Origin of the sequence: Clostridium sp. Cult2 (assembly GCF_021655075.1) — a bacterium.
In the GTDB taxonomy this organism is placed as follows: domain Bacteria; phylum Bacillota; class Clostridia; order Tissierellales; family Tepidimicrobiaceae; genus Schnuerera.
The window spans coordinates 15,567-42,554 of record NZ_PPXX01000021.1; the positions used below are offsets into that span (position 1 = coordinate 15,567).

The 26,988-nt window shown below is 33.6% G+C and carries 15 protein-coding genes; all 15 read left to right on the plus strand.

All coding sequences use genetic code 11. The features are described 5' to 3' along the window. Window positions 1-128: 128 nt before the first annotated feature. The 15 genes from C3E90_RS02540 (at window position 129) to C3E90_RS02610 (ending at window position 26,871) form a co-directional block, all read left to right on the plus strand. The gene (locus C3E90_RS02540) at window positions 129-6,338 is read left to right on the plus strand and encodes an IPT/TIG domain-containing protein (protein WP_236913983.1); all 6,210 of its coding nucleotides are present in this window, start codon (window positions 129-131) and stop codon (window positions 6,336-6,338) included. A gap of 16 nt (window positions 6,339-6,354) precedes the next feature. Continuing rightward, window positions 6,355-8,097 carry a hypothetical protein gene (locus C3E90_RS02545; protein ID WP_236913984.1) on the plus strand — a complete coding sequence of 581 codons (1,743 nt, stop codon included), beginning with the start codon at window positions 6,355-6,357 and terminating at the stop codon, window positions 8,095-8,097. 16 nt (window positions 8,098-8,113) lie between these two features. After that, window positions 8,114-9,604 (plus strand): S-layer homology domain-containing protein, encoded by a 1,491-nt coding sequence (locus C3E90_RS02550; protein WP_236913985.1) that lies wholly within the window; start codon window positions 8,114-8,116, stop codon window positions 9,602-9,604. A gap of 45 nt (window positions 9,605-9,649) precedes the next feature. After that, a complete protein-coding gene (locus C3E90_RS02555; protein WP_236913986.1) occupies window positions 9,650-10,807 on the plus strand; it encodes a S41 family peptidase in 1,158 nt (385 codons plus the stop codon). A 356-nt stretch (window positions 10,808-11,163) separates the two neighbouring features. Then, the gene (locus tag C3E90_RS02560; protein ID WP_236913987.1) at window positions 11,164-14,007 is read left to right on the plus strand and encodes an Ig-like domain-containing protein; all 2,844 of its coding nucleotides are present in this window, start codon (window positions 11,164-11,166) and stop codon (window positions 14,005-14,007) included. A 199-nt stretch (window positions 14,008-14,206) separates the two neighbouring features. After that, entirely contained in the window at window positions 14,207-16,024 is a 1,818-nt protein-coding gene (locus C3E90_RS02565) for an O-antigen ligase family protein (protein ID WP_236913988.1), read from the plus strand. 56 nt (window positions 16,025-16,080) lie between these two features. Continuing rightward, on the plus strand, window positions 16,081-17,280 hold the full coding sequence (locus C3E90_RS02570) for a GumC family protein (protein ID WP_236913989.1): 1,200 nt from the start codon (window positions 16,081-16,083) through the stop codon (window positions 17,278-17,280). Between the two features lie 18 nt (window positions 17,281-17,298). Then, window positions 17,299-19,188: a polysaccharide biosynthesis protein gene (locus C3E90_RS02575; protein ID WP_236913990.1), complete on the plus strand. Its 1,890-nt coding sequence runs from the start codon at window positions 17,299-17,301 to the stop codon at window positions 19,186-19,188. A 112-nt stretch (window positions 19,189-19,300) separates the two neighbouring features. Beyond that, on the plus strand, window positions 19,301-20,461 hold the full coding sequence (locus tag C3E90_RS02580) for an acyltransferase (RefSeq protein ID WP_236913991.1): 1,161 nt from the start codon (window positions 19,301-19,303) through the stop codon (window positions 20,459-20,461). A gap of 248 nt (window positions 20,462-20,709) precedes the next feature. Then, window positions 20,710-22,722 carry a sigma-54 interaction domain-containing protein gene (locus C3E90_RS02585; protein WP_236913992.1) on the plus strand — a complete coding sequence of 671 codons (2,013 nt, stop codon included), beginning with the start codon at window positions 20,710-20,712 and terminating at the stop codon, window positions 22,720-22,722. Between the two features lie 170 nt (window positions 22,723-22,892). Then, complete coding sequence (locus C3E90_RS02590; RefSeq protein WP_236913993.1) at window positions 22,893-23,930, plus strand: DmpA family aminopeptidase; 1,038 nt, start codon at window positions 22,893-22,895, stop codon at window positions 23,928-23,930. 47 nt (window positions 23,931-23,977) lie between these two features. Next, window positions 23,978-24,661, plus strand: coding sequence for an aspartate/glutamate racemase family protein (locus C3E90_RS02595; protein WP_236913994.1), 684 nt, complete (start codon window positions 23,978-23,980; stop codon window positions 24,659-24,661). A gap of 56 nt (window positions 24,662-24,717) precedes the next feature. Next, window positions 24,718-25,134: a gamma-glutamylcyclotransferase family protein gene (locus tag C3E90_RS02600; RefSeq protein WP_236913996.1), complete on the plus strand. Its 417-nt coding sequence runs from the start codon at window positions 24,718-24,720 to the stop codon at window positions 25,132-25,134. A 118-nt stretch (window positions 25,135-25,252) separates the two neighbouring features. After that, window positions 25,253-25,939, plus strand: a complete 687-nt coding sequence (locus C3E90_RS02605; RefSeq protein ID WP_336513000.1) for a DUF969 domain-containing protein — start codon at window positions 25,253-25,255, stop codon at window positions 25,937-25,939. A gap of 14 nt (window positions 25,940-25,953) precedes the next feature. Beyond that, window positions 25,954-26,871 (plus strand): DUF979 domain-containing protein, encoded by a 918-nt coding sequence (locus C3E90_RS02610; protein WP_236913999.1) that lies wholly within the window; start codon window positions 25,954-25,956, stop codon window positions 26,869-26,871. Window positions 26,872-26,988 lie beyond the last annotated feature (117 nt).

Genomic DNA, 26,988 nt, shown 5'->3' on the forward strand with positions numbered 1-26,988 from the left:
GTATAAGATTACCAACGAAGGATCTATTCAACAAAAATAATTTTGGTATAAGCAGAATAACTATTATGGTAACTAAGAAATGGGACAGGGAGAACCGTCCCCGCTGTCCCAAGAATGGAGTGATGATTTTGGACAAACTAAAGAGGACTTTATCTTTTTTATTGATATTATCCATTATATTGCCTTTCTTTCCATTAGGGATGAGGAAGGCCTATGCTTATGATGAAAAGGGATTTAGGGTTAATCATGTAACCCTTTATAAGATATATAATAGGGACCGACATATGGAGGAGCGGCGAATCCTCATAAGGGGTAGGTCCTTAAAAGATGCTCCTGTAGGAATAATCACTAATAAAGAATTAAAAATGTTAACTAGACCTACCATAAATACGGAAAACATATTGCAATTTGATTTAAAGGAAGATGAAGTAGGAGATACTTTGGTAATAGGTTCTGCGGAAATTCAACTAGACGAGGGATTGATGCCTACGTTATCCCAAGTTTCCAGAAAAGTAGAAAGTAAAAATGGAACTCTAGCATTAAAAGGGAGTAATTTTGACCAGATAGACGGACTAAATGTAAAAGCCTATCATGAATATATGGGAAATCCAATAGAGATACCCTATTCTCACTTTAGTAATCCTACGGAAGCTCAAATAAATGGTTTAACAGGTAGTTTAGGATTACAGGATATAGTATTTAAGAAAGAAACCACTAAGAAATATTACTTTAATGAAAATAATCCAGATGTAGATGTAAATATAAGTATTATCTATACCTACAAAGACCAATTCAATCTATATCAAAAAATAGAAGTAGATGAATTAGAGATGAGACCTACTAGAGGTGTGGCAGGGGAAACCGTATTTTTTGAAGCCCCTTATATAGTAGGTACTAAGAATTTGGAAGAATACGATGTATTCTTTTTAAAGGACATTGACGGTACCGATTATTATAGAGAAGAAAATAAGGGCAAAAATAGGACTTTCCAGACTCAAGTAATCAAGGGGGAAAAAGAATATAATGTACTAACTATAGAAGTACCTAATCTTCCCTTAGGGGAGTACTATGTGGTGTTGACTAATACCGTAGACGGAAAGGACCCAATGAAATATGTAACTCAAGAAAAGGTATTAGAACAAAGATTCACCATTGTAGATGGTAGTATAAAATCCAAAATATTAGATTTGCAGCCTAATAAAGGACCAGATACAGGCTCTATTACTACCATTACTGGACAATTCTTTGTTACTTTAAATATAGCTGAATTTACCCCTGATGATGAAGAATCCCTAAAAATAATAACGGATACAGAGGCTCGAAATCCAAAGACTTTAACTGTATCCTATGGTTCAGGTACATATGGGGAAGAGACTAATCCTATAAATATAATAAAGGCTGAAAGAACTATTAAAGTAATAATAGGTGGAGAAGCCACCTTCCTAACCAAAGAAGATGGGAAAGATTTTGACGTAAGCTTTAGCAAAGATTTAGATAGTATGACTGTCCGTACTGCCCAAGTAACTGACGGAGACACAAGTCCAGTTAAGGATGTAGTAGTAGAGACTACAACAACTCTTTACAAAGACGGTGGTGAAACCATAGTCATAAGGGAAAGGGCAGAGTTGAAAAGAGGATATACCTACATACTCAGTAAGGTAAAACCCACTATAAATGCCATAGTTCCAGATAAAATCCAAGTAGTTGAAGCTAATGGAGAGTATGAAATACCAGAAGACAGAATGGTAGCCATCCACGGGCAAAACTTTATGGTCCACAAATATATAGATGATAAGGGGAAAGAAATAGTAAGATATCCTCGAATTTATATAGGAGAAATAACTTTAGATAAAAATACAAATTCGGAATTGGACATAAAAGTTTTAGACAATAGAGGCAATAAACTAGATGGTACCCAAAACAACGAACTAGGCAACAAGATACTCATCATATTGCCAAAGGGTTCTAAAGTAACCAATCTAGGGAAAGCCGATGTAGTAGTCCAAAACCCTATTAGAAACTCCACTGCACTTGGACTTTTGGAACGGAAGACGGACTTTGTAGAATTTGTTGCACCAACAGAGGATGAAAATCCAGTTATAACTAATGTACATCCAGATACATCCCCTATAGATGGAGGAGAGTTAATAACCATAGAGGGAGCTAATTTCCAACTAGGAGTTAAGGTGTTCATTGATGGAGAAGAGGTTAAAAATATTAATAGAAGAGAAGATGGAAAACAGATAACCTTCACTGCCCCAGCAGGAAGGGAAGGGGAAACTCAACTTCAAGTGATGAATCCAAAAGGTGGAATGGATACTAAACCCTTCTTCTATGTATCCACCTTCACCAATCCAAAGATAATAGATTTTAATCCTAAGAGGGGAAACACTGGTACCATAGTGACTATAAAGGGAGAGAACTTCCTAAAACCAGACCCTATAGCCACAGCCCAAAATCCTTATAGATTAATAGGTACCAGAGTACTTTTAGGCAATATGGAATTAAATGAATACAATAGGAATTCTACTACTAAAAGGATAGAAGTAGAGGAATTTGAACCCAAAGAAAAATTATTCCAAATCCATGGTGAAACCATAAAGGTAGCCGACTACTATCATGGCTTATTATTGAGGACAGAAGAAGGGAAATTCTATACGGTAGATATAAAGCCAAATGGAGAGATAATCTTATCCGATGGAGGGGTTAATACCTATACCATAGAACTAAGGGATGGCAAAATAGTAGCCAATAAACAAGGGGGCCATATCCATCCTATTGATGTAGAAACCAATTTAATAACCATATACCAACCTAATTCCACCACTCCAGTGGTAGAATTAAAACATGCCAGCCTATACAAAATAGAAAATGGAAACATAGTAGGCAATAGGGTAAAGGTAATCGACAGAAACACCATATATTTTGAAGTACCTATTTTAGGTACACCAGGATTTTATGACCTTTCCGTCATAAATCCAGACACCAAAAAGGACTCAAGAGTTGGTAGACAAGGTTTTGAATACATTACCCAACCAGATTTAAAACCAAAGATAACACGAATCCATCCTAACGAAGGCTCTGTAGAAGGAGGCTATGCCATAGATATAATAGGAGAGGATTTTGAAACCAGTGAAGGAAACAAACCAAAGGTATATATAAATGGGGTAGAAGTACCTGCTAATGACAGGGAAGTAAGCATTGATGGAAAGACTATTACCGTAATAGTTCCTAAATACGATGGAGACCTAAGGGAGGACAAAGGTACCAATCGTTGGCCTGTACCGGTAGTAGTCCTAAACCCAGATGGCAGTACTGCCAGTAAAGAAGATGGTTTTTACTATGTAGTACCCTCCAGCAACCCTAGAATACAGAAAATAGTTCCTACCAGTGGAACAGCAGCTGGTGGGGATATAGTAGAAATTACTGGTTTCGATTTTAGATTCTTCGAACCCTATGACGATAAAAATAGGAATCAAATGAAGGATGAAGATGAAAAATATAATGATCTAAATGATAATGGAGTTTGGGATGATTTGATAAATATCCCAGATGGTTATACAGAAGAGGAAATAGACCAGCTAAAAGGCAAAACCCCTATAGACCACCAAAGGTTTAGCCATTACTATAACTCCCCTATTCTACCAAAGATATATATTGGGGACAAACAAGCAAAGATTGTAGAGTTTAGTAGAGGATATATTAAGGTAATTGCACCTGGAGGAAATCCTGGAAAAACCAATGTGTACCTAGTGAACAACGACGGTGGCATATCCAATAAGGTAGCCTTTACCTATGAAGCCACTCAGGTAAAAATAGATTCTATAGTTCCCAATGAAGGGAGAAGGCAAGGAGGAGACAGAATAGAAATCCATGGCAATGGATTTGCTGCTACAGAAATAGAAGTATACCAAGATAATATTAAAGACGATAAATCCCAATTTATTGAAAAGAACATGGCCACGGTGAAATTCGGCAATATAACCAATAAGGATATACCAAGGGATAGGGAAAATTCTGGTAGAATAGACCAAAAAAGAGCTAGGGTTAAATTACCGGGAGGCCTTACGGCTGAATTTAACGGAGTAGTTGAAAAGATAGTTCTAACCATAGAAGAAGGAGACAAAATATATAAAAAGGAAATACTAGGCTACGACAATACTACTAAATACATTCCTGTAAGCCTTCTAAAGAATGGTTCTACCCCTTATCCAGGAAAGGAGCTTATTAAAGTAAGTATAGAGGATAGAAGGTTTATAGTGGAAAGGGGATTTTCAGAAAATGTAAACTACTTAAGTTCCATTCAATTAAGGGTAGAGACTCCCACCTACTACACCGTAGGAAAGGTCCCCCTATTTGTAATCAACCCAGACGGAGGAGAAGGTAGAGGGGAATTTGAATATAAAACTCCCGATAGCAAACCAGCTATCACAAATATAACTAGAAATGGAAGGAACCCTAAAGAAGAATATAAAGAAGAAATAAATGGTAGAGCTAGAGTTCTAAAGGTAGACCACAAAGGCGGCAGCATCATCACTGTTCATGGTACTGACTTTAGAGAAGGGGCCAAGATAAATATATCCAATATATTAACCATTGGAGAAAATCATATTGACTATGGACTGCCAACGAAGCTAACCTTCACAATACCACCAGTACCAGAATCGGAAGTAGGTAAACTCCATGGAGTTACAGTAACCAATAGGGATGGAGGCGTAGCCACTTCAGAAAGGTCAATTCCTCCCATATTCATAGAATTTACCAAAGGGGAATCCAATCCTGAAATATATACTATAGAACCGGAAAAAGGTTCTGCCACTGGTGGCACAAAAGTTAAAATAACTGGGAATGATTTTAGACAGACTATGGAAGGTTTTGAAGGGGAAAGGTTAAGGGTTTACTTTGGAGACGAGGAAGTGGAAAGTAGACATATTAAATTCATAGACTACAAAACCCTAGAAATCACATCCCCAAAATCCAACATCCTAGGTTCGGTACAGGTAAGGATAGAAAACCCAGACGGTTCCATGTCTCAAGGGGATATTATCTTTACCTATATATCTAAACCAAAGATAGCAACCATATCTCCTAATAAGATATTCACCAACGACACAGAAACGGAAGTCACTTTAACAGGGCAAATGTTCCTGCCAGGTGCTAATGTAATAGTTGGAGGTAAAATAATCAATAAAAATGAAATAAAAGAAGGCATAGACATAAAAGGAGAAGGAATAATTGGAGTAGATAACCAAGGCAAGAATAGGGAAGTAGCAGTAGTAGGCGGAATAGAAGCAGCTTCAGTGACAGTAGAAGGCAACAATATAATAAAGGTAAAATTCCAAGAAGGTAAGGATTTAGAAAATACCAATCTAATAATAATAAATCCAGATGGAGGTATTTCAGACCCTTATGATAAATTTGAATACCAAATCCCACTACCAACAAAACCCTTAGTATTGGAAGGAATACCTGGTTATGAATCTACAGTACAGTTAATATGGTCTAAATCTGATGAAAATATATTGAACAAGGCAACTAGATACGAAATATACGGAAGACTTTCAAAGGATAAGGATTATACCTTCATAGGAGATACTACTGAGGCAGAATTCTTAGTAAAGGGGCTAGAACCAAAGACAGAATACACTTTTATGGTACGAGCCTTAAATGAATATGGTGGAGCCTTAGATTTTGCCACAGTTAAAGTAAAAACATTAACCCTTCGTGAAGATGAGAAACTAAAAGAAAAGGATGAAGAATTAAATAAGAAAGAAAAGGAAATAGAACAAAAAGGAAAAGAAGAAATAATAGAAGGTAGAGTAATACAGATAATAGGCTCTAACCATCTAAGAGGAAGGGTCATAGACTTTTCCCTAGCTAAGTATAAATCCTACGACAAATTTACAGTATCCATCCCAATTGAATATGCAAGGAAGGATAAAAACCTAACCATAAAAGATGGAACTATGACAACTATAATCAATATAAGGGATTTATACACCTTAGAAGTAAGTAAAAAGGACAAAGGCAATAAAGATGCCTATATAAATATTCACATAGAAAGAACAAAAGAACCCCATATTCCAAGGGGCAAAAGGGTAGCCTCAAAAGCCTATAATATAGACTTTGACTACCAATATGGAAAGAATAAAATAGAAATAAACAACCTACTAAGGCCAGCAAAACTAATGCTTAAACAGGACACCATAACCTACAGTAACACTAAAGATACTAAACTATATAGATTCAACCCTCCAACAGGAAATTATATATCCACTGGAGGAACATCAACGGATATTAAAGGAAAAGGCAAATACATTTTACTATCCAACAGATAAAAAAGGAGCAAAGACCATGAAAAAAACATTAATCTCAATAATAATCCTCACCTTCCTATTAACCCTAACCCCTGCCTCCTTTGGAGCACCAGCCTCCCAAAGGACCCTGCAGGGGAATATAGAAGGATTGAATTATAAGGAAAATACCATAACCCTATTAGACTACAACGGTAAAAGGCATAATGTGAAAATCCTTCCTTCCACCACAATAGAAATAGAAGGAACAAAAAAGGATATATATCATCTATACTTTGGACAAGAAGTAGATATTATTTTAGAAAAAAATACTGCTAAAAAAGTAATAGGCTACCCAGAAGAAGACCCAGAAAGGGATGGCTACATTATGGCTGGAAGCCGGTTTAGAATGGGGGATGTACTATTTCTATCCCAAAACTCCATAGAGATAAAAGTAAAGGATACAAGGGAAAAGTATAGAATAACTCCTTATACCACCGTTATAAGAAATGGTGAAATAACAAGCCTAAACCAAGTAAAACCAGGAGATAAAGTAGAACTAACCTTTGATGATATATATTCTACAGAGGTAAGCACTTTAAGGGTTCAAGATGAAGAAAAACATATAAAAGGAATTATAAAGGGGAAAATCCATTCTGTAGATGAAAGGAAAAAGGAAGTCTATATAAAAACCCCCTATATATATAAGGAAGGGATTGGTTGGACTCCTTATGAAAAACATATTATCACATTAAAAGTTCAAGGGAATCCATTATACTATGAAGGACAAAAGATTAACCTAAAAGAACTAAATAAACTTAAAAACAAAGAAACCTATATTGCTTATGACACAGCCTTTGGCAATTTAAACATTGCTAAACTTCAAGTAAAGGAAGGACCATCAAGAATCTATGAAGCTACCGTTGAGGATATAGAATATGGAACAAAAAAGATGGTAGTAGATAGGACTTTAATTAACTTTAACCCTGGCACCATAGTTGTAAAAAATAACAGACTGGTAGATATATTGAATATAGATAGGAAGCAAGATGTATTTATCAATACGGATATGGTTAAAGGAACCCCCATGGCTAATTTTGTTTCCATAGGCGGTACCTCCATATTAGATGATAGAATAGATGGATCCAAAATAGCCATCTATAGAGGAAAAATAGAAGACATCTACCAATATAAAGTAAAAATAGGGAAGATAAACTATAGATTAGACCGTTTAAAATTAACGGAGAATAATAAATGGAAGGAATTAAAAACCTCAGAAACCTTTGACCTTACAGAAGATACATTAATATATGATAGCCAACTTAAAGAATATATCCCAGCTAGTTACTTCATATCATCTAGATACATTAACTTAAAGGATATTAAAGATTCTACATTAAGGAAAAGGGTAGAGGATAATTTCTATAAAAATAGAACGGCATATTTTATCGTTAAGGAATCCACCTTTGGAAAAGAGTTATTAGCATTAAACCTAACTCCTCATATAAGCATTTATAGACAAAATGTAAATATGGATTATTCCACTTTAGGGGAGATAAAGGAAATAGACTATGATAATAATACCATAACCTTTACCAAAGTAAAGAACTTCAACACATTAAACAATCGGTGGGAAAACACCTCTGATGAAACTGTAGATATAAAGGAAGGAGTAATCCTCCTAAACGATTTACCCATACCTAAGGACAAACTATATGTCTTAAGAAAAGGTACCAAAGCCTATATAATAAAGAACAAACAATCATCTAAAGACAAAGGTTATGTAATACTAATAGAAGATTAATAGGAGGAGGCATACTATGAAAAAAATCATCCCATTCATACTGACAATCATCATACTACTAAACCCTACCCCCATCCTATCCATGAATGTCCCTGGATACGAAGGGGGAATTAATAATGAAAGCATATATAAAGAGGTGATATTCGTTACAGGAAGACCTATAGTAATGGAAGGAACCTTAACCATAAAAACCAAAGAAAAAGACAATTCCATAAGGGAAACCTATAAATATAATTTGGAAAATCCAAAGGAAAATGCAAAACTTAGTAGGAGCATTAACATAATTACCACTCTAGAGAAAAAGGATAATCAGACCAGTTACATCCAAACCTTAGATAGCTATTCTGAAACCATAAATATAGATGGCAAACGATATGAAGTAAAACACAACAATAAGAATCAGAACTATCCTTGGAATCAAAGCACCATTACCTATGGGACCCCACTCCTTGAATACAATTCAGGGAATATGTCTGCTAGAAAGACCTATACCATAGATAGAGGCACGGAAAGGGTTATAGTGGAAAGCCAAGGGGAACTTGTAGGCTATAGCAGCCCTTGGTCTGCTACAGAAACCCAAACCATTGAATATATAATAACCTATGAAGACAGTCTAAATCCAGACAATAGATGGGAAGGTTCTGCTACAGTAGAAGTATCCTATAATAATACAAAAGACTACTCTTACTCTGAAAATGCCCCAAGGCAAATTAGTTTTAGAGAAGGAGTAACCATAACGGAATCCCATGAAAATGTGCTAAAATACACCTATGACCTACCTAGAATGGTAAACAACACCATAGTAAAGGGAAGAAATATAGGAAAGGACTCCTTTTCTGTAGATACAGTTCCTACTAACAGAAGGCTAAATATACCAGCAGCTAAAGACATTTTAGGCCATGAATGGGAAGGCGAATTATTCCTCTTAGCAAGTATGGAAGCATTTCCTCTAAATAGTTCTTATATAGGTCCCGATACCCCTATAAGCAGGGGAGACTTTGCCAAAGCCATAGTTAAATCCATGGATATACCCATAGGAGAGGAAGAAGAAACAAGAACAAGAAGAACTAGGAGAAATCGAAAGGAAGAGCTACCCCCACCTCTTTTTAAAGATGTAAATAGAAACCACAGAAACTTTGACTATATTGAAGAAGTTGCAAAAAAGGGTATAATGATAGGTATAGACAATGAATATTTCCATCCAGATGAACCATTAAGTCGAGTAGCAGCCTATACTACCATAATAAGACTATTAGGACTAGAAAACAACATAGCTCCTGCAAACAAGAACTACACCACAGGATACAAAGACGATGCCAATATACCACTATGGGCCAAGGACTATATATATGTAGCAAAAGAACTAAATATGGTAGATAGGACAGACTATTTCTATCCCAATAGACCCATAACCAAAGGAGAATCATCAAAACTAATAGTCAATCTCATCCACTATATGCAGGAAGATCTAAGGATGGATTATAGAGAGAATATACTCAATAATTAAGGATGGATTATAAGCAAAACAACTCAATAATTAGGGGGAATCAATATGAGGAATAGAAAGGACAATTCCGTCATTCTGAGCGTCAGCGAAGAATCTTTCTTTACGTTCAAAAAAAGAATCACTACATTATTATTAATATTATCCATACTACTAACACCCGCATTATCCACAGCAGAATCATCCTATGATTTGGATTACTTTTTATATATAAAAGATATGATCCAAGATAATTACTTCTATGAACCTACAGAAGAAGAACTAATGGAAGGAGCCATTAAAGGTTTATTCCAAGCTTTAGATAAAAATAGTGAATACTATACTAAAGAAGAATTCCAAAGCCTATTTGAAGATGTCACTGGTGATTTTGTTGGAATAGGGGTATATATTACAGAAGAAAAGGGTTCCATAAAAATAACTAACCCAATAAAGGGAAGCCCAGCTCATAGAGCAGGTCTCAAACCAGGGGACAAGCTAATCTCCGTAGATGGACAAGACATAAAAGGTAAATCTTTAGATGAAGTAACTACTTTAATAAAAGGTAAAGCAGGTACCTCCGTTAGAATAGGCATCAGTAGGGAAGGACGAAAAATCTACATGAATATTAGAAGGGCTGAAATCAAGACAAACCCTATTGAATATCAGATATTAGAGGATGGGATTGGCTATATAAAGATAAGCCAATTCAATCAAAACACCTATGAAAACCTATTACCTGTACTGAAGAGACTTGACAAAGAAAAAATTTCCAGTATAATAGTAGACTTAAGGGGCAACCCTGGCGGAATTTTGGGGGAAGTAGTAGAAACATTAAATCTATTCATCCCAGAAGGTCCCATAGTCCATATTAAATATGGAAAAGATGCGGAACAAACCTATTATTCTACTTTAAAGAAACCTAAATATAAGCTAGCAGTCCTAGTTAATGGAAACTCAGCCTCTGCTTCAGAGATATTTGCAGGAGCAGTACAGGATACTAAAGTTGGGACAATCATAGGGGTCCCCACCTATGGGAAAGGTACTGTTCAACAGATAATTCCCTTACCCTTAGGAGACGTAATGAAACTAACCATAGCAGAATACCTAACCCCCAACAGAAGAAACATAAATGGAAAAGGAATCCAACCAGATATAATAGTCAAGAATAAAAATAGGACAAAGGACATACAATTAGAAAGGGCGGTAGAAGTATTACGAAATCTGTAACACAATTGTAATAGTATTCCAGCATCTTTTAGTGTATAATGTTATCAATGGAGGGAAAAGCCTTCCCTCCAATATTACAATTAGATTACATTAGCATTTAACTTGTTGACCTTATAACATGTAAATGCTATAATACTTTATAGACTGCAAATAATACATATATTTGCATTTATAAAGACAAAAATTTTAATAAAATTAAAGGAGGTCTTTGAAAAATGAAGAGAAAGCTATCACTACTTTTAGCAGTAGTAATGATTCTAGGAAGTTTCTCATTTGCATTCGCAGCAGAAACAAATGATGCAGCTGATTTCCTAGAAGAAAAAGGCGTTCTTAAAGGTGATACAACAGGCGATTTAATGCTTGGTGAACCACTAGAAAGACGTGACGCAGTAGTATTATTAAGTAGACTTATGGGAGTAGAAGAAGAAGCAAAAGAATTCGAAGCAGAAGGTCTACCAACATGGACAGACAACAATGACTCATATTACAACGGATTCCTTGCTTGGGCACAATCCAATGAATATTTCAAAGGTCATAATGAAGAAAAATTTGGACCTAGAGATAACATTACAGTAAGAGAATACGCTGTAGTTCTTCTAAGAGCATTAGGCTATGTTGAAGAAGCAGACGATTGGGATAAAGTATTCGACACAGCTAAAGACCTAGGATTACTAGAAGGCGTTGAAGCTGAAGCTGACGACGATGTTCTAAGAGGCCAAATGGCAGTAATGACTTTCACAGCACTTGGAACAGCTATGAAAGATTCAGACGAAACATTAGCCGAATTCTTAGACATTGAAATGCCAGAACCAGAAGTATTAGAAGTTGAAGAAGTAGTAGCTGACAACTTAGTAGAAATTCAAGTTGTATTCAATAAAGATGTAGACGTTGATTCAGCTCTTAATGTAGACAATTATGATGCACCAAAAGACATTAAAGACATAACTTATGATGAAGAAGCAAAAACAGCTATCATCTTATTAGAAGAAGCAATGACAAACAAAAAAGCATATGACCTTGTAATTAAAGGTGTTAAAGATGACAAGACTGTTCTTGATGAAACTCATAATTTCACAGCAAGAGATAATGCTATACCAGAAGTAGTAGATCCAGTAGTAGGACTTGGAACAAAAGCTCTAAAAGTTATTATGTCTGAACCAGTTACAGAAAAAACTGCAAAGAGTACAAAAAACTATAAACTTAATGGTAGTTCATACTACGGTGGAGTAGAAGTAGTAGGAAGGGAAATAATTTTAAGACCTTATGGTGGATTAAAAGTTGGCGAAAACGAAGTAACTGTAAAAGGTTTAGAGGATTTTGCAGGACTTAAATCTATCGAAACTACACACGTATTTGAAGTAGTAGAAGATACTGTAAAACCAGAAGTTATAGATGTATATGGAACTCTTGAAAGAGTAGTTGTGGAGTTTAGCGAAGATATTGATCCAAACTCAGTTAAAACTTCAAATGTATATTGGATGTATGGTTCTAGCAAGAAAGCACCACAATCATACACTAGAATATCTGGAAATAAATATGTATTTGACTTTACAAACAATCCATTCCCAGTATATGAAACAACATTATATATTGAAAAGTTTGCTGATTACTCAGGAAATGTAATAGTTAAAGTTGAAAGAGCATTTACAGCTGAAATTGATCAAACAAGACCAGAAGTTATAAAAGTAGAATTAAATGATGATGCTGATGTTATTACAGTTAAATTTAATAAAGCTGTAACAGCTGAAAAGAAAAACTTTAAACTAGTAAATGATTCGAATGATAAAGAAGTTCCAGTTAAGGGAGTTGCAGTAGAAGCTAAGAGCAGTAATAAAGTATATAATGTATCGCTTTATAAAAAGCTAGATGCAGACAAAACATACACTTTAACTGTTTCAGGAGTTAAAGATAAGACAAGATTAGAAAACACAATAATGCCATCAGACCATAAAATAGTTGTAGATGACTACAAATATCCAACATTCACTGGAGCTTCAGCTGATGCAAAGGAAAGAACAATATTTGTTACATTTGATAAATCTATGGACTTAGAAAGCATAGCAAACTCTGCAAACTATTTATTTAGAGTTAAAGATGCTAATAAATCACACAGACTTTCAGATGTTACAGGTGTTGATATCACAGTAGTTCATGATGGAAAAGCAGTTATCATTGAATTACCAAAGAAAGTTGATGGAAAAGAAGTTGACTTTGCAAAAATAAACTATGAGTTAGCTGTATTAGCAGCAAAAGATACAAAAGGAAACTTATTAAATAATTATGGTGAATATAAAGATATTAGTACAGACGCACCAACAGTTGATGGCTCCCCAGTTGCTGAGGCTAAAGATGAAGTTGAAATTAAATTCACTCAACCAATAGTGGAAGTTATATCTGTTGAAGATGCATTCTCAATTAATGGTGTAGATGTAACAGATGTAAGTGGTGAAGGAACAAAAACATTAACACTTACAGTAGACGAATTAGATGCAAAAGCAAATATCCACACACTAAAAATCGATCCAGATTATTTAGTAACAGCTACAGGACAGGAATTAGCAGTATCAACTGCTGGCTATACGATAACAGACGAAATTGCACCAACAATTGACAAAGTGACTGGTGCATTTGGAACCACTACAAGTGGTGCTGTAACATTAACAGTAAAATTTGATGAACCTGTTAATTCAAGTGAAACTGAACAATTAAAATTAGTTTTAGATTTTGATGTAGTTAAAGAAATAGATGGAAAAGAATATAAAGAAACCAATTATACAGTTGGTTTTGGAACTGGTGACAAAGCTGACGAGATATACTTAGTAATATCTCTAAGTGCAGGAGCAAAAGACACTCGTTATGGAGTTAAACTTAATAAACCTGCATTTATAGAAGACTTAGCTGGTAATGTAGCAGAAGCAGATGATGATTATGAATGGACAAAAGATGTAGTTGGAGGAGCAGAAGATTACTTTGCAGTTGCGGCCGCAATAGCTAAGGTAGAAAACTTTACTTTAGAGGGACTAAATGAAGCAACATCTGAAGAAAAAACAGCAGCAGTAAAAGCATATATTGAAGCATTAGTAGGATCAGAGTTTACAGTAGAAGTTACAGGAACTTATGATGTGAAAGTAATTAAAGGCGATTCAAATGCTACTAAAACAATTACTGTAACATTTCCAGCACCTACTCCAGCACCATAAATAATGAAACAAACATCCACACCCTACACTAAGTCACTAACTTATTGTAGATTAGGATAAAGAAATAAGAGGAGAGCCAATCCTTAAAGGATTGGCTCTCTTTTCTATTTTGGGATAAGAAATCCTCTAAATCACTGTAGCATTAATCGACAATATGATATAATAAATACATAATTATTACCTAACTGGAGGTATGAAATTGGCGAAGAAAAATAGAAAAAAATCAAGAATAAGAAAATACAACTATAGCCTAACATTAGCATTACCTTTAATGTTAATAGTTGCCATAATTCCTTTAATAGTTAGACTAAAGGTAGTCCCCCTTGAAGGTGCTTCTGCAGCTTTTAGAATTGGACAAGATGTAAACCCAGACTTTTTTGCTTATTATAAAATGGTATGGTTTATAGTATTCACATCTATAGGAACAGCTATGTTTTTCATAAAGTATTATTTTTATCAGGATATATATATTAAGAAAACCAATATATACTATCCAATGATTACATATACCGCCTTTGCAATTTTATCTACCATCTTTGCAACCCATAGAGATGTGGCATTATTAGGGTTTATGGATAGATATGAGAATATGTATGTTTTAATTGGTTATATCCTTTGTCTATTCTTGGCAATCAATTTAATAGATAATGAAAAACAAGTTAAGTACTTGCTGTTTTCATTAGGAACATCTGCCATAATAATATCTATAATAGGTATTTTCCAATATGCAAAACTAGACTTTTTTATGACGGATTTTGGGAAGAAGTTGATAGTTCCCGCTAAATATGCAGATTCTATAGAAAACATGAAGTTTGTATTTGGTGGCGCAAAACGAATATATGGAACTCTATTTAATCCAAACTATGTGGGAGTTTATATGAGTATGTTATTTACACTATCTTGTACTATATTGATATTAGCCAAAGAAAAATTAGTAAAAATATTCTTTGGAATAGTTAGTATATTATCCCTAATCAATCTATTAGGTTCTGGTTCTAGAACGGGAATTATAAGTCTTAGTTTATATATAGTTTTATTAATAGTGATGTTCAGGGGTTCTATATTCAAAAGGTGGAAAGCAGTATTAGGCATGGTAGTGCTTGTAGCTGTAATATTCTATGGTGCAAACCATTATACTGAAGGACTTTTAAAAAGGAGATTAATAGCTGTAAAGGATTCCATCGGTACAGTTAAAGTAAGTAGTTTAAAGGATATTGACTTAAATGGTAACAAAGCAAAAATAGTTGTTGAAGACTATGAGATTAATATCATACATGATGATGAGGGTATCCATTTCAAGGACAAAGATAACAATAATATAGAAATAGTAGAAAAAGAAAACACTATTACTTTTAAAGAAGAACCTTATAACCAACATACCTTTGAAAAACAAGTATATCAAGAAGGTTTGGTGTTAAAGTCTAATATATTGACCAATGTAAGAAAAGTAAGTTTTAATCTAATAATTGATGAAAATGGTGAATTCAAATTTGTCAGTCCTAAAGGGGAAATGGTAGATTTAGAAAAAGCTCCTAGTTGGGGATTTGAAGGACGAGAGATGATGGCTTCTAGTAGGGGTTATATCTGGTCTAGGTCTATACCAATGTTGAAGGATACCATATTTTTAGGCTATGGTCCAGATACCTATGCCCTACACTTTCCAAATGACGACTATTTTGGTAAACTAATAGGTATGAGTAGGATTAATATTTTAGTAGACAAGCCCCATAACTATTATATACAGACTGGGATTAATACTGGTGTAGTTTCTTTATTATCCATATTAGCTATATTTTTCATATATATTAAATCAAGCATACAGGTTTACATAAATAAAAAAGAATATAATAACCTATATGAAGTAGCGGGTATAAGTATATTCTTTGCGGTATGTAGTTATTTGATGGTTAGCTTCTTAAACGATAGTGTAGTTTCTGTGGCACCAGTATTTTGGATACTATTAGGTACAGGAATGGGGATTAATATAAAATTGAAAGAAGAAAAGGTAGAAAAATAGTATATAATAGGAAATAGAATATTTAAGAACATAAACTAAGAATTGGAGGAAGGCACATGGAAGAAATCAGCTTAAGAGAGCTAATAGAAATACTAATAAAGAGAAAAAAATTTATTATTTTAATTACTTTATTTGCAGTTATTACTGCTGGCATATTAAGTTTCTTTGTTATAAGTCCCCAATATGAGGCAAAGATGGTCCTTATGACATCAAATATTAGCGAACAATTCCAAAACATAGAGGGAGACAGTAATGGCAATGTAGGGAAGGTATTAGATGCCATATCCCGATATCCTAGTATGAACCAAGAAACCTATAGGCAACAGATAAAGACTCCAGCAGTTATGTCTAAGACTATAGAAGACTTAAACTTGCAGGATGAGTATTCTATAGAGAGCCTAGCAAGTAAAATTAACCTTGAAGCAATAAAGGATACAGAATTAATTACTATAAAAATGCAGCATACAGACCCAGAAAAAGCAGCTAATATAATCAATAAAGTGGGAGAAAACTTTATTTCTGTAGTAGAATCCAATGCTAAAGATAGAGCTTCAAAGACTTCTCATAATATAAAAGAACAAATGGAAGTGGAAAAGAAAAAATATGATGAAGCATTAATAGAGTTAAAAGAATTATTATCCCAACCTAGAAATGCAGATGAGCTTAAATTGGAGTTAAATGCAAAACTAAAACAGATTACTAATTTTAAAACTCAACTTAATGAATTATCCATTAGAAAAGATGCTTTAGAATCAGCTATTCAAGTAGCTGAAAAGGAACCTAGTCAAGGTGGAAATGTGACAATAAGGCAAACTTCAGGAATGAACTTAATTATTGATGATAGTGCTAAAACATTAAAGATAGAATTAGCTGAAGTTAAAGGAAGTATAGAAAGTATAGAAGGCAAGATATCCGAAATGCAAAAGGATATAGAAACACTTCAAACAGAATTACAAGATAAACAGCATGAAAAAAGTTTAATTGAACAGAAGGTTAATATTGCTCAAACTACATATGAAGCCTTTGTAAAAAAATATGAAGAGCTCAAGGTTACTGAATCTTCCAAGATAGGGGAATCTAGCATTACAGTTATATCTAGAGCATTTCCTTCAACAAGACCTGTTGCTCCTAGAAAATCATTAAATGTAGCCATATCTTTGGTATTAGGGCTTATGATAGGCGTTTTTGTAGCCTTTTTCCAAGAATATTGGCAAAGTACTGAAGAAGAGGTTGAATCAGGGAAGGAGAATATTTAATACAGGGGAGTTCTTATTATGAAAAATAGAAAAAAATCAATATTATTATTCTTTCTAGATATTATATTAATAAACCTATCCTATCTATTAGCCTTATATCTAAGGTTTGATGGGAATATTGAGATTAAATATTTAACCGTATATATGGATAATACTCTAATGTTGACAGTTATAAAATTAGTAGCCTTTTATTATTTTAAACTATATAGAAGTGTATGGCGATATGCTAGTGTAGGTGAGTTAATCAATATAATTGCAGCATGTATTATGGCTAATGCTGGTGCTTTAAGTTACCTATTTATTAGACAAGCTCATCTGCCTAGATCTGTGTACATAATAGCAACTATGATAGACATTATATTCATTGGTGGGACAAGGTTTAGCATTAGGGCTTTACGTAGGATTAAAAATGGCAGTATTGTTCCTACTAGAAATGGATATAGGAAAATAATGATAATTGGTGGTGGAGATGCAGGGGCTATGGTTATTAGGGAATACAATAACCATACTCAATTAAATAGTAAACCTGTAGTTATAGTAGATGATGATGAAAAAAAGCAAGGTCAAATAATTAGAGGAGTACCAGTATTAGGGAAAAGAGAGGAGATTCCTAGACTAGCAGAGGAAATGGGAATTGATGAAATAGTTATTGCTATACCATCAGCAGGTAGGAAAGACATAAGAGATATAGTTGATGTATGTAGAAAAACCAAATGTAAATTAAAAATACTCCCGGGAATGTATGAATTAATAGATGGACAGGTAAGTATTAAAAAGATTAGGGATGTACAAATAGAAGATTTACTAGGACGAGAAGAGATAAGGCTTAATGTAGATGAAATTAGCACTTATTTAAAGGATAAGGTAGTATTAGTTACGGGTGGGGGAGGTTCTATTGGTTCCGAACTGTGTAGACAGATCGCTAGATTTAAACCCAAGGAACTTATAATATTAGATATTTATGAGAATAATGCTTATGATATTCAAAATGAACTTTTAATGAATTATAAGGATTTAAATTTAAAGGTGGTTATAGCTTCCATTAGGGATAAAAAGAGAATAGAAAGAATCATGAAAGAGGAAAAACCCCATGTAATATTCCATGCTGCAGCTCATAAGCATGTACCTCTTATGGAAAATTGTCCAGGAGAAGCTATCAAGAATAATGTATTTGGAACATTAAACCTAGCCCAATTAGCAGATAAATATGGAGTAAAAAGGTTTGTCATGATATCCACGGATAAGGCTGTAAATCCTACTAATGTAATGGGGGCTTCTAAACGAATCTGTGAGATGATTATTCAGTCCATAAACGAGATAAGCAATACTGAGTTTGTGGCAGTAAGGTTTGGGAATGTGCTTGGTAGTAATGGAAGTGTAATTCCTCTATTTAAGAAGCAAATAGAAGAAGGAGGTCCCGTTACTGTAACCCATCCAGAGGTTGTAAGGTATTTTATGACCATTCCTGAGGCGGTTAGACTGGTTATCCAAGCAGGAGCTATGGCTAAAGGTGGAGAAATTTTCATATTAGACATGGGAGAGCCTGTTAAGATAATAGATTTGGCTAAGGAATTAATAAGACTTTCAGGTTTCGAACCTAATGCAGATATTCCAATAAAAATTATTGGCCTTAGACCAGGAGAAAAACTATTTGAAGAACTATTATTAGACGAAGAAGGCATAAGCCAAACTGAACACGATAAAATATTCATAGGTAAACCCACATTCTTTGATTACAAACTATTATTAAAATCCATAGATAGTCTAAAAGAAGTGATAAAGAACGGAAATGAAGAAGACATAAAAAGCTACTTAGAAACAATAGTCCCTACATACAGAAAAGATGATACTATACATAATGAAAATATCAGCCTCAACACTAACTTAAATATTCAAGCCCGGCACTAACTTATTAGTGAAAATAAGAACTTCATAGGTAGAGATACTTATGGGGTTCTTTTTTACATTAGGTATAGTATCCATGATATAATATATAAAAAACGATAGAAGGTGAATTCAAATGGCGAAACGTGATGAAATAAAGGAACTATATTACATAAGAGCAATTGCTGCCATGGGGATACTAATCATTCATGCTACTGGCGGATTTGCAGTTAACTCGGAATATGGCTCTAAGGCAATGTATTTAGGTATATTTTTGAATCAGTTTTTTAGATTTGGTAGCCCTATTTTCATGATGATTTCAGGATTAGTATTATTTTATAATTATAGGTCTATGGATGAATTTGATACTAGTAGATTTTATAAGAAGAAGATAAAATTTATCCTAATACCCTATATCCTTTGGTCTGCTATTTATTTTTTATATAATTCCAGTGTATATAAGTTACCAATAAACGGTGAAAGATTATTAGGTTTTGGGAAAGCATTGTTATTAGGGGAGAGTTTTTCCCATCTATATTTCATATTTTTAATATTTCAATTCTACATAATATTACCTTTATTAATCAAATATCTGACAAAACCAATGGAAGAGAAGCCCTTTAGGGTATTTGCCTTTTTCATTATTTTTCAAGGTATGATTCTTACATATGGATATTATTTCAAAAACCCTAATGCAACAGGGATATTAAGAATATTTAATCGATATTATTGGAAGACTTTGTTTAGCTGGTCTTTCTATTTTATAACTGGTGGGCTAATGGGTATGCATTATAGAAGACTGGTAGATTTTATTGAGAAGAATATAAAGAGTATATTCATTGGATACATTGTTGTAACTAGTCTTTATGTTGGACAAGTATATTATAATATTTGGATTAATGGTGGTAGAGACTACTATGGTAAATTTGGTTCCATTAGGCCTCATACTATGATTTATGCTCTATTTACCATGCCTGTACTCATTTGGTTAACAAGAAAGATGATTGGGAAACATAGTAGTTTAAAGATATTTGGTACCTATTCCTTTGGAATATATTTTTCCCATCCATTAATATTAGAAGAGATAAAAAGACATCTAATAGGAAACTTTTCTCGACACATAGGATATAGTAGAGTATCATCATTAATACTAATATGTGGACTGGGTTTAGGTCTAACATTTGTATTTGTGCTATTAATTGGAACTTTAGAAAATAGATGGCTGCTTATAGGGAAGGTACCCAAATATACACCAAGGAGCAGAAGAAAGGAAGAAAGTATCCAAGCCAGGCACTAACTTATTAAGGAACTAGTCCTTCGGGATTGGTTCTTTTTTTAGTTCCATAAATTGTGTTCTATAAAAAGTTGATTATCTCTTCCATGTAATCTACAATAGTAATAGGCATAATTTTGACCCCCATTTGGCGAATGTTTTTGTCAATTAATAATTATCATAGGGTCTATAGTTATGCCATATTCAATTTTTGCTAGCACTACTATTAAGTATTTTCATAAAAGTTAATAGTTTAGAAAGGTGGTAAACAAATGACAAAACTCATATTGATTAGTCGTGGAAGAACAACGTCTGTTAGTTTGGCTTCTCAGCTTGAAAAAAATTTTGGTAATTACGTAAAAGTTGAAGGTTATTGTTTAGAGGATGATTTGAATTTTGATGTTACGGATTCAATCATTGTTTTATCATCTTCTGAAATAATAGACAAAAGAATTAAAAATATAATTAAAGATTGTACAGGCTATGTAGTGGCACGAAGGGTAATAAATCATATAAATATTTCTGAACTATTGAATCTTCCAAAGGGGACTGAAGTATTACTGATAAATGATAGAGCTAGAACAGCACATGAAGCCATAGCCCAATTACAAGCTTTAGGAATAAATCATATAAAATATTATCCCTATTATCCTGGGCAAATGACCTATCCACAAATTGATATTGCTGTGACGGTAGGAGAACCAGAACTTATTCCCTATGGATTTAATAGAGTAATCGATATTGGAACTCGTCAAATCGATATTACTACATTATCTGATATAGCTGAAAAACTTGAATTAATGGACAAGTTAGGGGATAGCCTTTCTTCTAAATACATTCAGGATATAATTGAATTACTTAAGACAATAAATGATAGTGCTAAGAATATAAAAATCATGAGCAATAGGTTAGAGACTGTTGCTAACTGTATATCAAAAGCAATTATGTATGTTGATAAAAATAGGAATATCATAGTTAGCAATAAAGAAATGTATAATCTTTTGGAAATTCCAGACAAGGAGATAATTGGGAAAAACATTAAAGATGTATTGCCAGAAATAGCTACTGAGAGTAATTACGATAGTGTAGATATTATCTTAATACAGGGTAGAAAGGTATTCGTTACTGCCAATGTTATTAGGGGTAGGGGTAGCGAAGATGGAATTATATATACTTTTGAAGAGACGGATCAAATTGAAAAGAACGAGCATGAGATTCGTAGAAGAACGACAAAAGCTGTTAGAAAAAATTATTATACCTTTGATGACATTATCTATGAAAGCGAAACTATGAGTAGATTAATAGATAAAGTTAAAACCTTTGCTAATACGGATTCTACAATCTTAATACAGGGGGAAAGTGGTACAGGTAAGGAACTGTTTGCTCAGGCCATTCATTCAGCGTCTAAAAGGGTCTCAGAGCCTTTTGTACCTGTAAACTTTCCAGCTGTTCCAATGAGTTTAATTGAAAGTGAACTTTTTGGTTATGAAGAGGGTTCATTTACAGGTGCAACAAAGGGTGGTAAAAGAGGGCTTTTTGAAGAAGCCCATAATGGAACGATTTTTCTTGATGAAATAGGGGATGCACCTTTAGAATTCCAATGTACATTATTGAGAGTTATTCAGGAGAGACGGGTGAGAAGAATTGGTGCATTTAAAGAGATTCCCATAGATGTAAGGATAATTGCTGCAACAAACAAAGATTTAGTAGAGGAAATTAAAAAAGAGAATTTTAGATCGGATTTATATTATAGGCTTAATGTTTTGCCTATTAGAGTGCCCAGTTTAAGGGAAAGAAGGGCGGATATTTTACTTTTAGCAAACTTCTTTCTTAATAAATATAGCAAAGGTAGGATTACTAGGGCGGAGGAAATTTTAGACGAAGAGGCTATTAGGACGCTGTATAGCTATGATTGGCCAGGAAATGTTAGACAATTAGAAAATGCCATGGAGTATATTGTATGTTTATGGAGAGGCACAAAAAAATTAAATAGAATGGATCTTCCTGAATATATTATTGATAGTTTTAAAGAAACTAATGATTCCATATTGGTAGATATATTGGGAAAGGATATGCTATGGGTTCTTGAAAAACTGATGAATTCAAATGGTTTAGGAAGACGTTATTTAGCAGAATATGCTAAGGAAGAAGGAATACAATTAACCGAAGGGGAGATTAGGGGATTATTGGAAAATGCTCAATCCCTTGGTTTTGTTGAACCTAATACTGGAAGAAAGGGCAGTGTATTGACGAGAAAAGGCTATAGCATATTATCTAAAAGATAGGAACGGGCAAAACAGGTTAGAAAAGGGATAAAATATTGCCCGATTATATAAAGGACTTTTTTAAAAGAACTAATTACAGGGATTATATACATGGCACGTAATTTGCAAGTATATATTAACAGAACCTATTAATAGTAGTAATTCAAAGAGAGGAGGTATTTTAGACTAGAATGATAAAACAAAAAAGAATAGAGGATTATGGAATTAAAATTGGTAGATTACCCAAAGGTAAACTCAATAAAATAACCGATGTGAAAGGGGTTAAAGTAGGTCATTGTACAATTGATACTGAAGAGAACAAGACAGGCGTAACTGTAATACTTCCTATGGAAGATAATATTTATATGAATAAACTAGTTTCAGCCTCTTATGTATTAAATGGCTTTGGGAAAACAGCAGGACTTGTACAGATTGAAGAACTTGGTAACATTGAATCTATTATAGCTTTAACAAATACTCTCAATGTTGGATTGGTTCACGATGCAGTTGTAGAATATATGATAAATGAATGTAATAAAGAAAATTTCCAATTAAAAACATTCAATCCAGTAATCTGTGAGTGTAATGACAGTTACCTAAATAATATTCAGTCAAGGGCTGTACAAAAGGAACATGTATATAAAGCTATTGAAGATGCTAAAGAGGATTTTAGAGAAGGAGATATAGGGGCAGGAAAAGGAATGAGTTGCCACCAGCTTAAAGGTGGTATTGGTTCTTCATCTCGTATAGTGACTATAGATGGAAAACCTTATACTTTAGGGGTTTTAGTTTTATCAAATTATGGATTATTAGAGGACCTAACTATTGGTGGTAAGAATATAGGAAGTACAATTTCTAAAGAATTAGAAATGAAAACTGAGGCAGATAGTGGTTCTATAATATCGATTATAGCAACTGATATACCTATGAGTAGTAGACAGCTAGGAAGGATATGTAAGAGAACAGGAGTGGGCTTGGCAAGATTGGGCTCTTATATTGGTCATGGGAGTGGAGAAATAACTATTGCCTTTTCTACGTCGAATAGAATTAAGCATAATGAAAATGAAGGAATAATTGATATGAAGATTATGAATGAAGATGAGATTAATATAGTATTCAGAGCAGTAGCAGAATGTGAAGAGGAAGCGGTTTTAAATTCTATGATTACATCTGAAAAGGTGATAGGTACTGAAGGTAGAATGAGGGAGACATTAAAAGATTATATATAAATCAAAACTTAAGATTAAGAAATATTAGTTTACGGAGATGATATGTGATGATTCTAGGAATAATTGGAGGTATGGGTCCTGCAGCAACTTGTAATTTATATGAAAAAATAATTCAATTTACTCCAGCAACTAAAGATCAGGAGCATTTGCATATTGTTATTGATAGCAATGCGCAAATACCAGATAGGACAGAATGTATTATTGGTAATGGGGAAAACCCAAAAATAGAAATGGTAAGATCCGCAATTAAACTAGAAACAATGGGAGTGGATTATATAGCTATACCTTGTAATACTGCACATTATTTTTATGATGATATTAGCCAATATGTTAAAGTACCAATAATTCATATGATAGATGAAACTGCCTTTTATCTAAGTAAGAAATATGGAAGGAACAAGGATTATTTACTTTTGGCAACTGAAGGCACTTATATGTCTGGAATTTATAAGAAGGTATTCGAAAAATATGATTTAAATATAATAGAACCTGATAAAACAGATAAAGAAATAGTTATGAAATGGATATATGGGGTAAAATCTTCAGAATTTGATGTATCATTAATGGAATTCGAATCCCTAATAAACAAGTATGTCGGAGGCGAAGATATACCTGCAATATTGGGATGTACTGAGCTACCTGTATTAGCTGAAAAGATAGGTGTATCAAAAAAATGTGTAGACCCTATTTCTATACTTGCTAAAGTTTGTGTAGAATTAAGAGAAAAATAGAGTCTGCATGGAAAATGAGGACATTAATATTTAGAACAGCAATTGGAGGGTAGGATATGGCAAAAGTTAAATTATTTGTATATGGAACTTTAATGAAGGGATATAGAAACTATAAAAAATATTTTGAAAAAGCTAATGTGATTAATATAAGAAAAGCCTATACAAAAGGAGTACTATACCATTTAAATAAAAAAGACTGCCCGGCCTTAGTAGAAGGGAATGAGAAGGTATGGGGGCAATTAATAGAGTTTAATGATGATGAGAATCTTACTTTTCTAAAAGAATTAGATGATATGGAAAAATATTTTGAAAACAGTAATGAAGTAATGTATGAACGAAAAGAAGTCAATGTTTTCATGGAAAATGGAGAGAGAGAAAAAGCATATGCCTATATTTTTATAAATATTAAAAATATGGATATATACGAGCCTGAACATATAGTTACAGGGGATTGGCAAAAAATATCAGCTTAGTGATAAGCATTGGTTTCTTTCTTTTTAAATAAAACTTTGTTAATATATATACAATAATTTAAAAATGGGAGAAATCAATCTTTATATAATTTAAAACAACAAGAGGAGGATGAAAATGATTAAACTAATAGGCGTGTTAATAGTAGTTATAGGGTTCATGCTTAAGCTAGACACAATTGCAGTAGTAACTGTAGCAGGGGTTGTTACAGGTTTTGTTGGTGGACTGTCTTTTAATGAGATACTGACAACACTAGGAGAAGCATTTGTAAAAAACAGGAATATGCTAGTGTTTTTAGCCAGTTTACCAGTTATCGGATTACTTGAAGATAACGGTTTAAGGGAACGATCTGCATCTCTTATTGGTAATATTAAAAATGCAACAACGGGGAAATTATTATCTGTTTATATGGTAATTAGAGCATTTGCAGCAGCTTTTTCTTTACGTCTTGGAGGCCATGTACAGTTTATTAGGCCACTTATCAATCCAATGGCAGAAGGAGCAGCAGAGAATAAATATGGTGAACTGACAGAGAAGGATAGGGAAGATATTAAGGGTTTATCAGCAGCAGTTGAAAATTACGGGAACTTCTATGCACAAAATGTATTTATTGCATCTAGTGGAGTTTTACTCATGGTAGGAACTCTTAATGAATTAGGCTATGAAACAACAGCTCTAGAAGTTTCTAAAGGTGCAATACCAATAGCTTTTGTGGCAACAATATTTGCAATAATACAATTTTTAATGTTTGATAAGAAATTGGATAAAAGGTTTGAAGCGAGGAAAATGGAAAAGACTAAAAACTAGAGGAGGTTATAATAATGGGTGATATACTATTAAAAATTTTATATATATTATGCGGATTGATTGCTTCTGCCACAGCTATTCTATCATTTAAGGATAAGAAACATCCTGCACGTGTAGGAACTACTATGTTTTGGGGCTTTTTAGCATTAATACTTATATTTGGCGAATATATACCAGCAAATATAGTAGGGATTATACTAATTTTAATGTCAATTATTACGGCAATAGATAAGGTAAAGGCAGGATCTATTAAAGGAAAGTCTGACGAATTTAAACAGAAAAAATCTGAAGAAATAGGTAATTTCATATTTATTCCAGCTCTAATGATAGCTGTATTTGCATTTATTATTGCCCAATTTACTGATTTAGGAGGACTTGTAGGTGTAGGTATAGGAGCTACAGCTGCACTTATAACTGGGTTAATAATGACAAAAGCAAAGCCAATAGAAGCTATTGGAGCAGGAGGAAGGCTATTACAACAAATGGGTTCTCCTTGTCTATTACCACCAACTTTGGCAGCCCTTGGTGCATTGTTTAATGCTGCAGGAGTTGGAGAGGTTATAGCTAAAGGAATATCTAGTGTTGTTCCAATGGGTAATATAGTCTTAGGTGTTATAGCCTATGTTATTGGAATGGTAGTATTTACAATGATAATGGGTAATGCATTTGCAGCTTTTGCTGTGATTACAGCAGGGGTTGGTGGACCTTTTGTATTGAGTCAAGGTGGAAATCCAGGAGTAATAGCAGCACTTGCTATGACTGCAGGTTATTGTGGTACATTACTTACTCCTATGGCAGCTAATTTCAATATTGTACCAGCTACCCTTTTGGAAATGAAGGATGAAAGAAAGGTTATAAAATCACAAGTTCCTGTTGCTTTAGCATTAATGGTTGTTCATGTGATTTTAATGTTGGTTTTAGGTTTTAAATAATTTTAGATTAAAATATTTAAAATAAGACCAGCTAATTAAAGTCAATAGATTTTAGCAAAATAATATTAAATATTTTTTGAAAAACTAATAATAAAAAAATGCACACCTAATAAACCA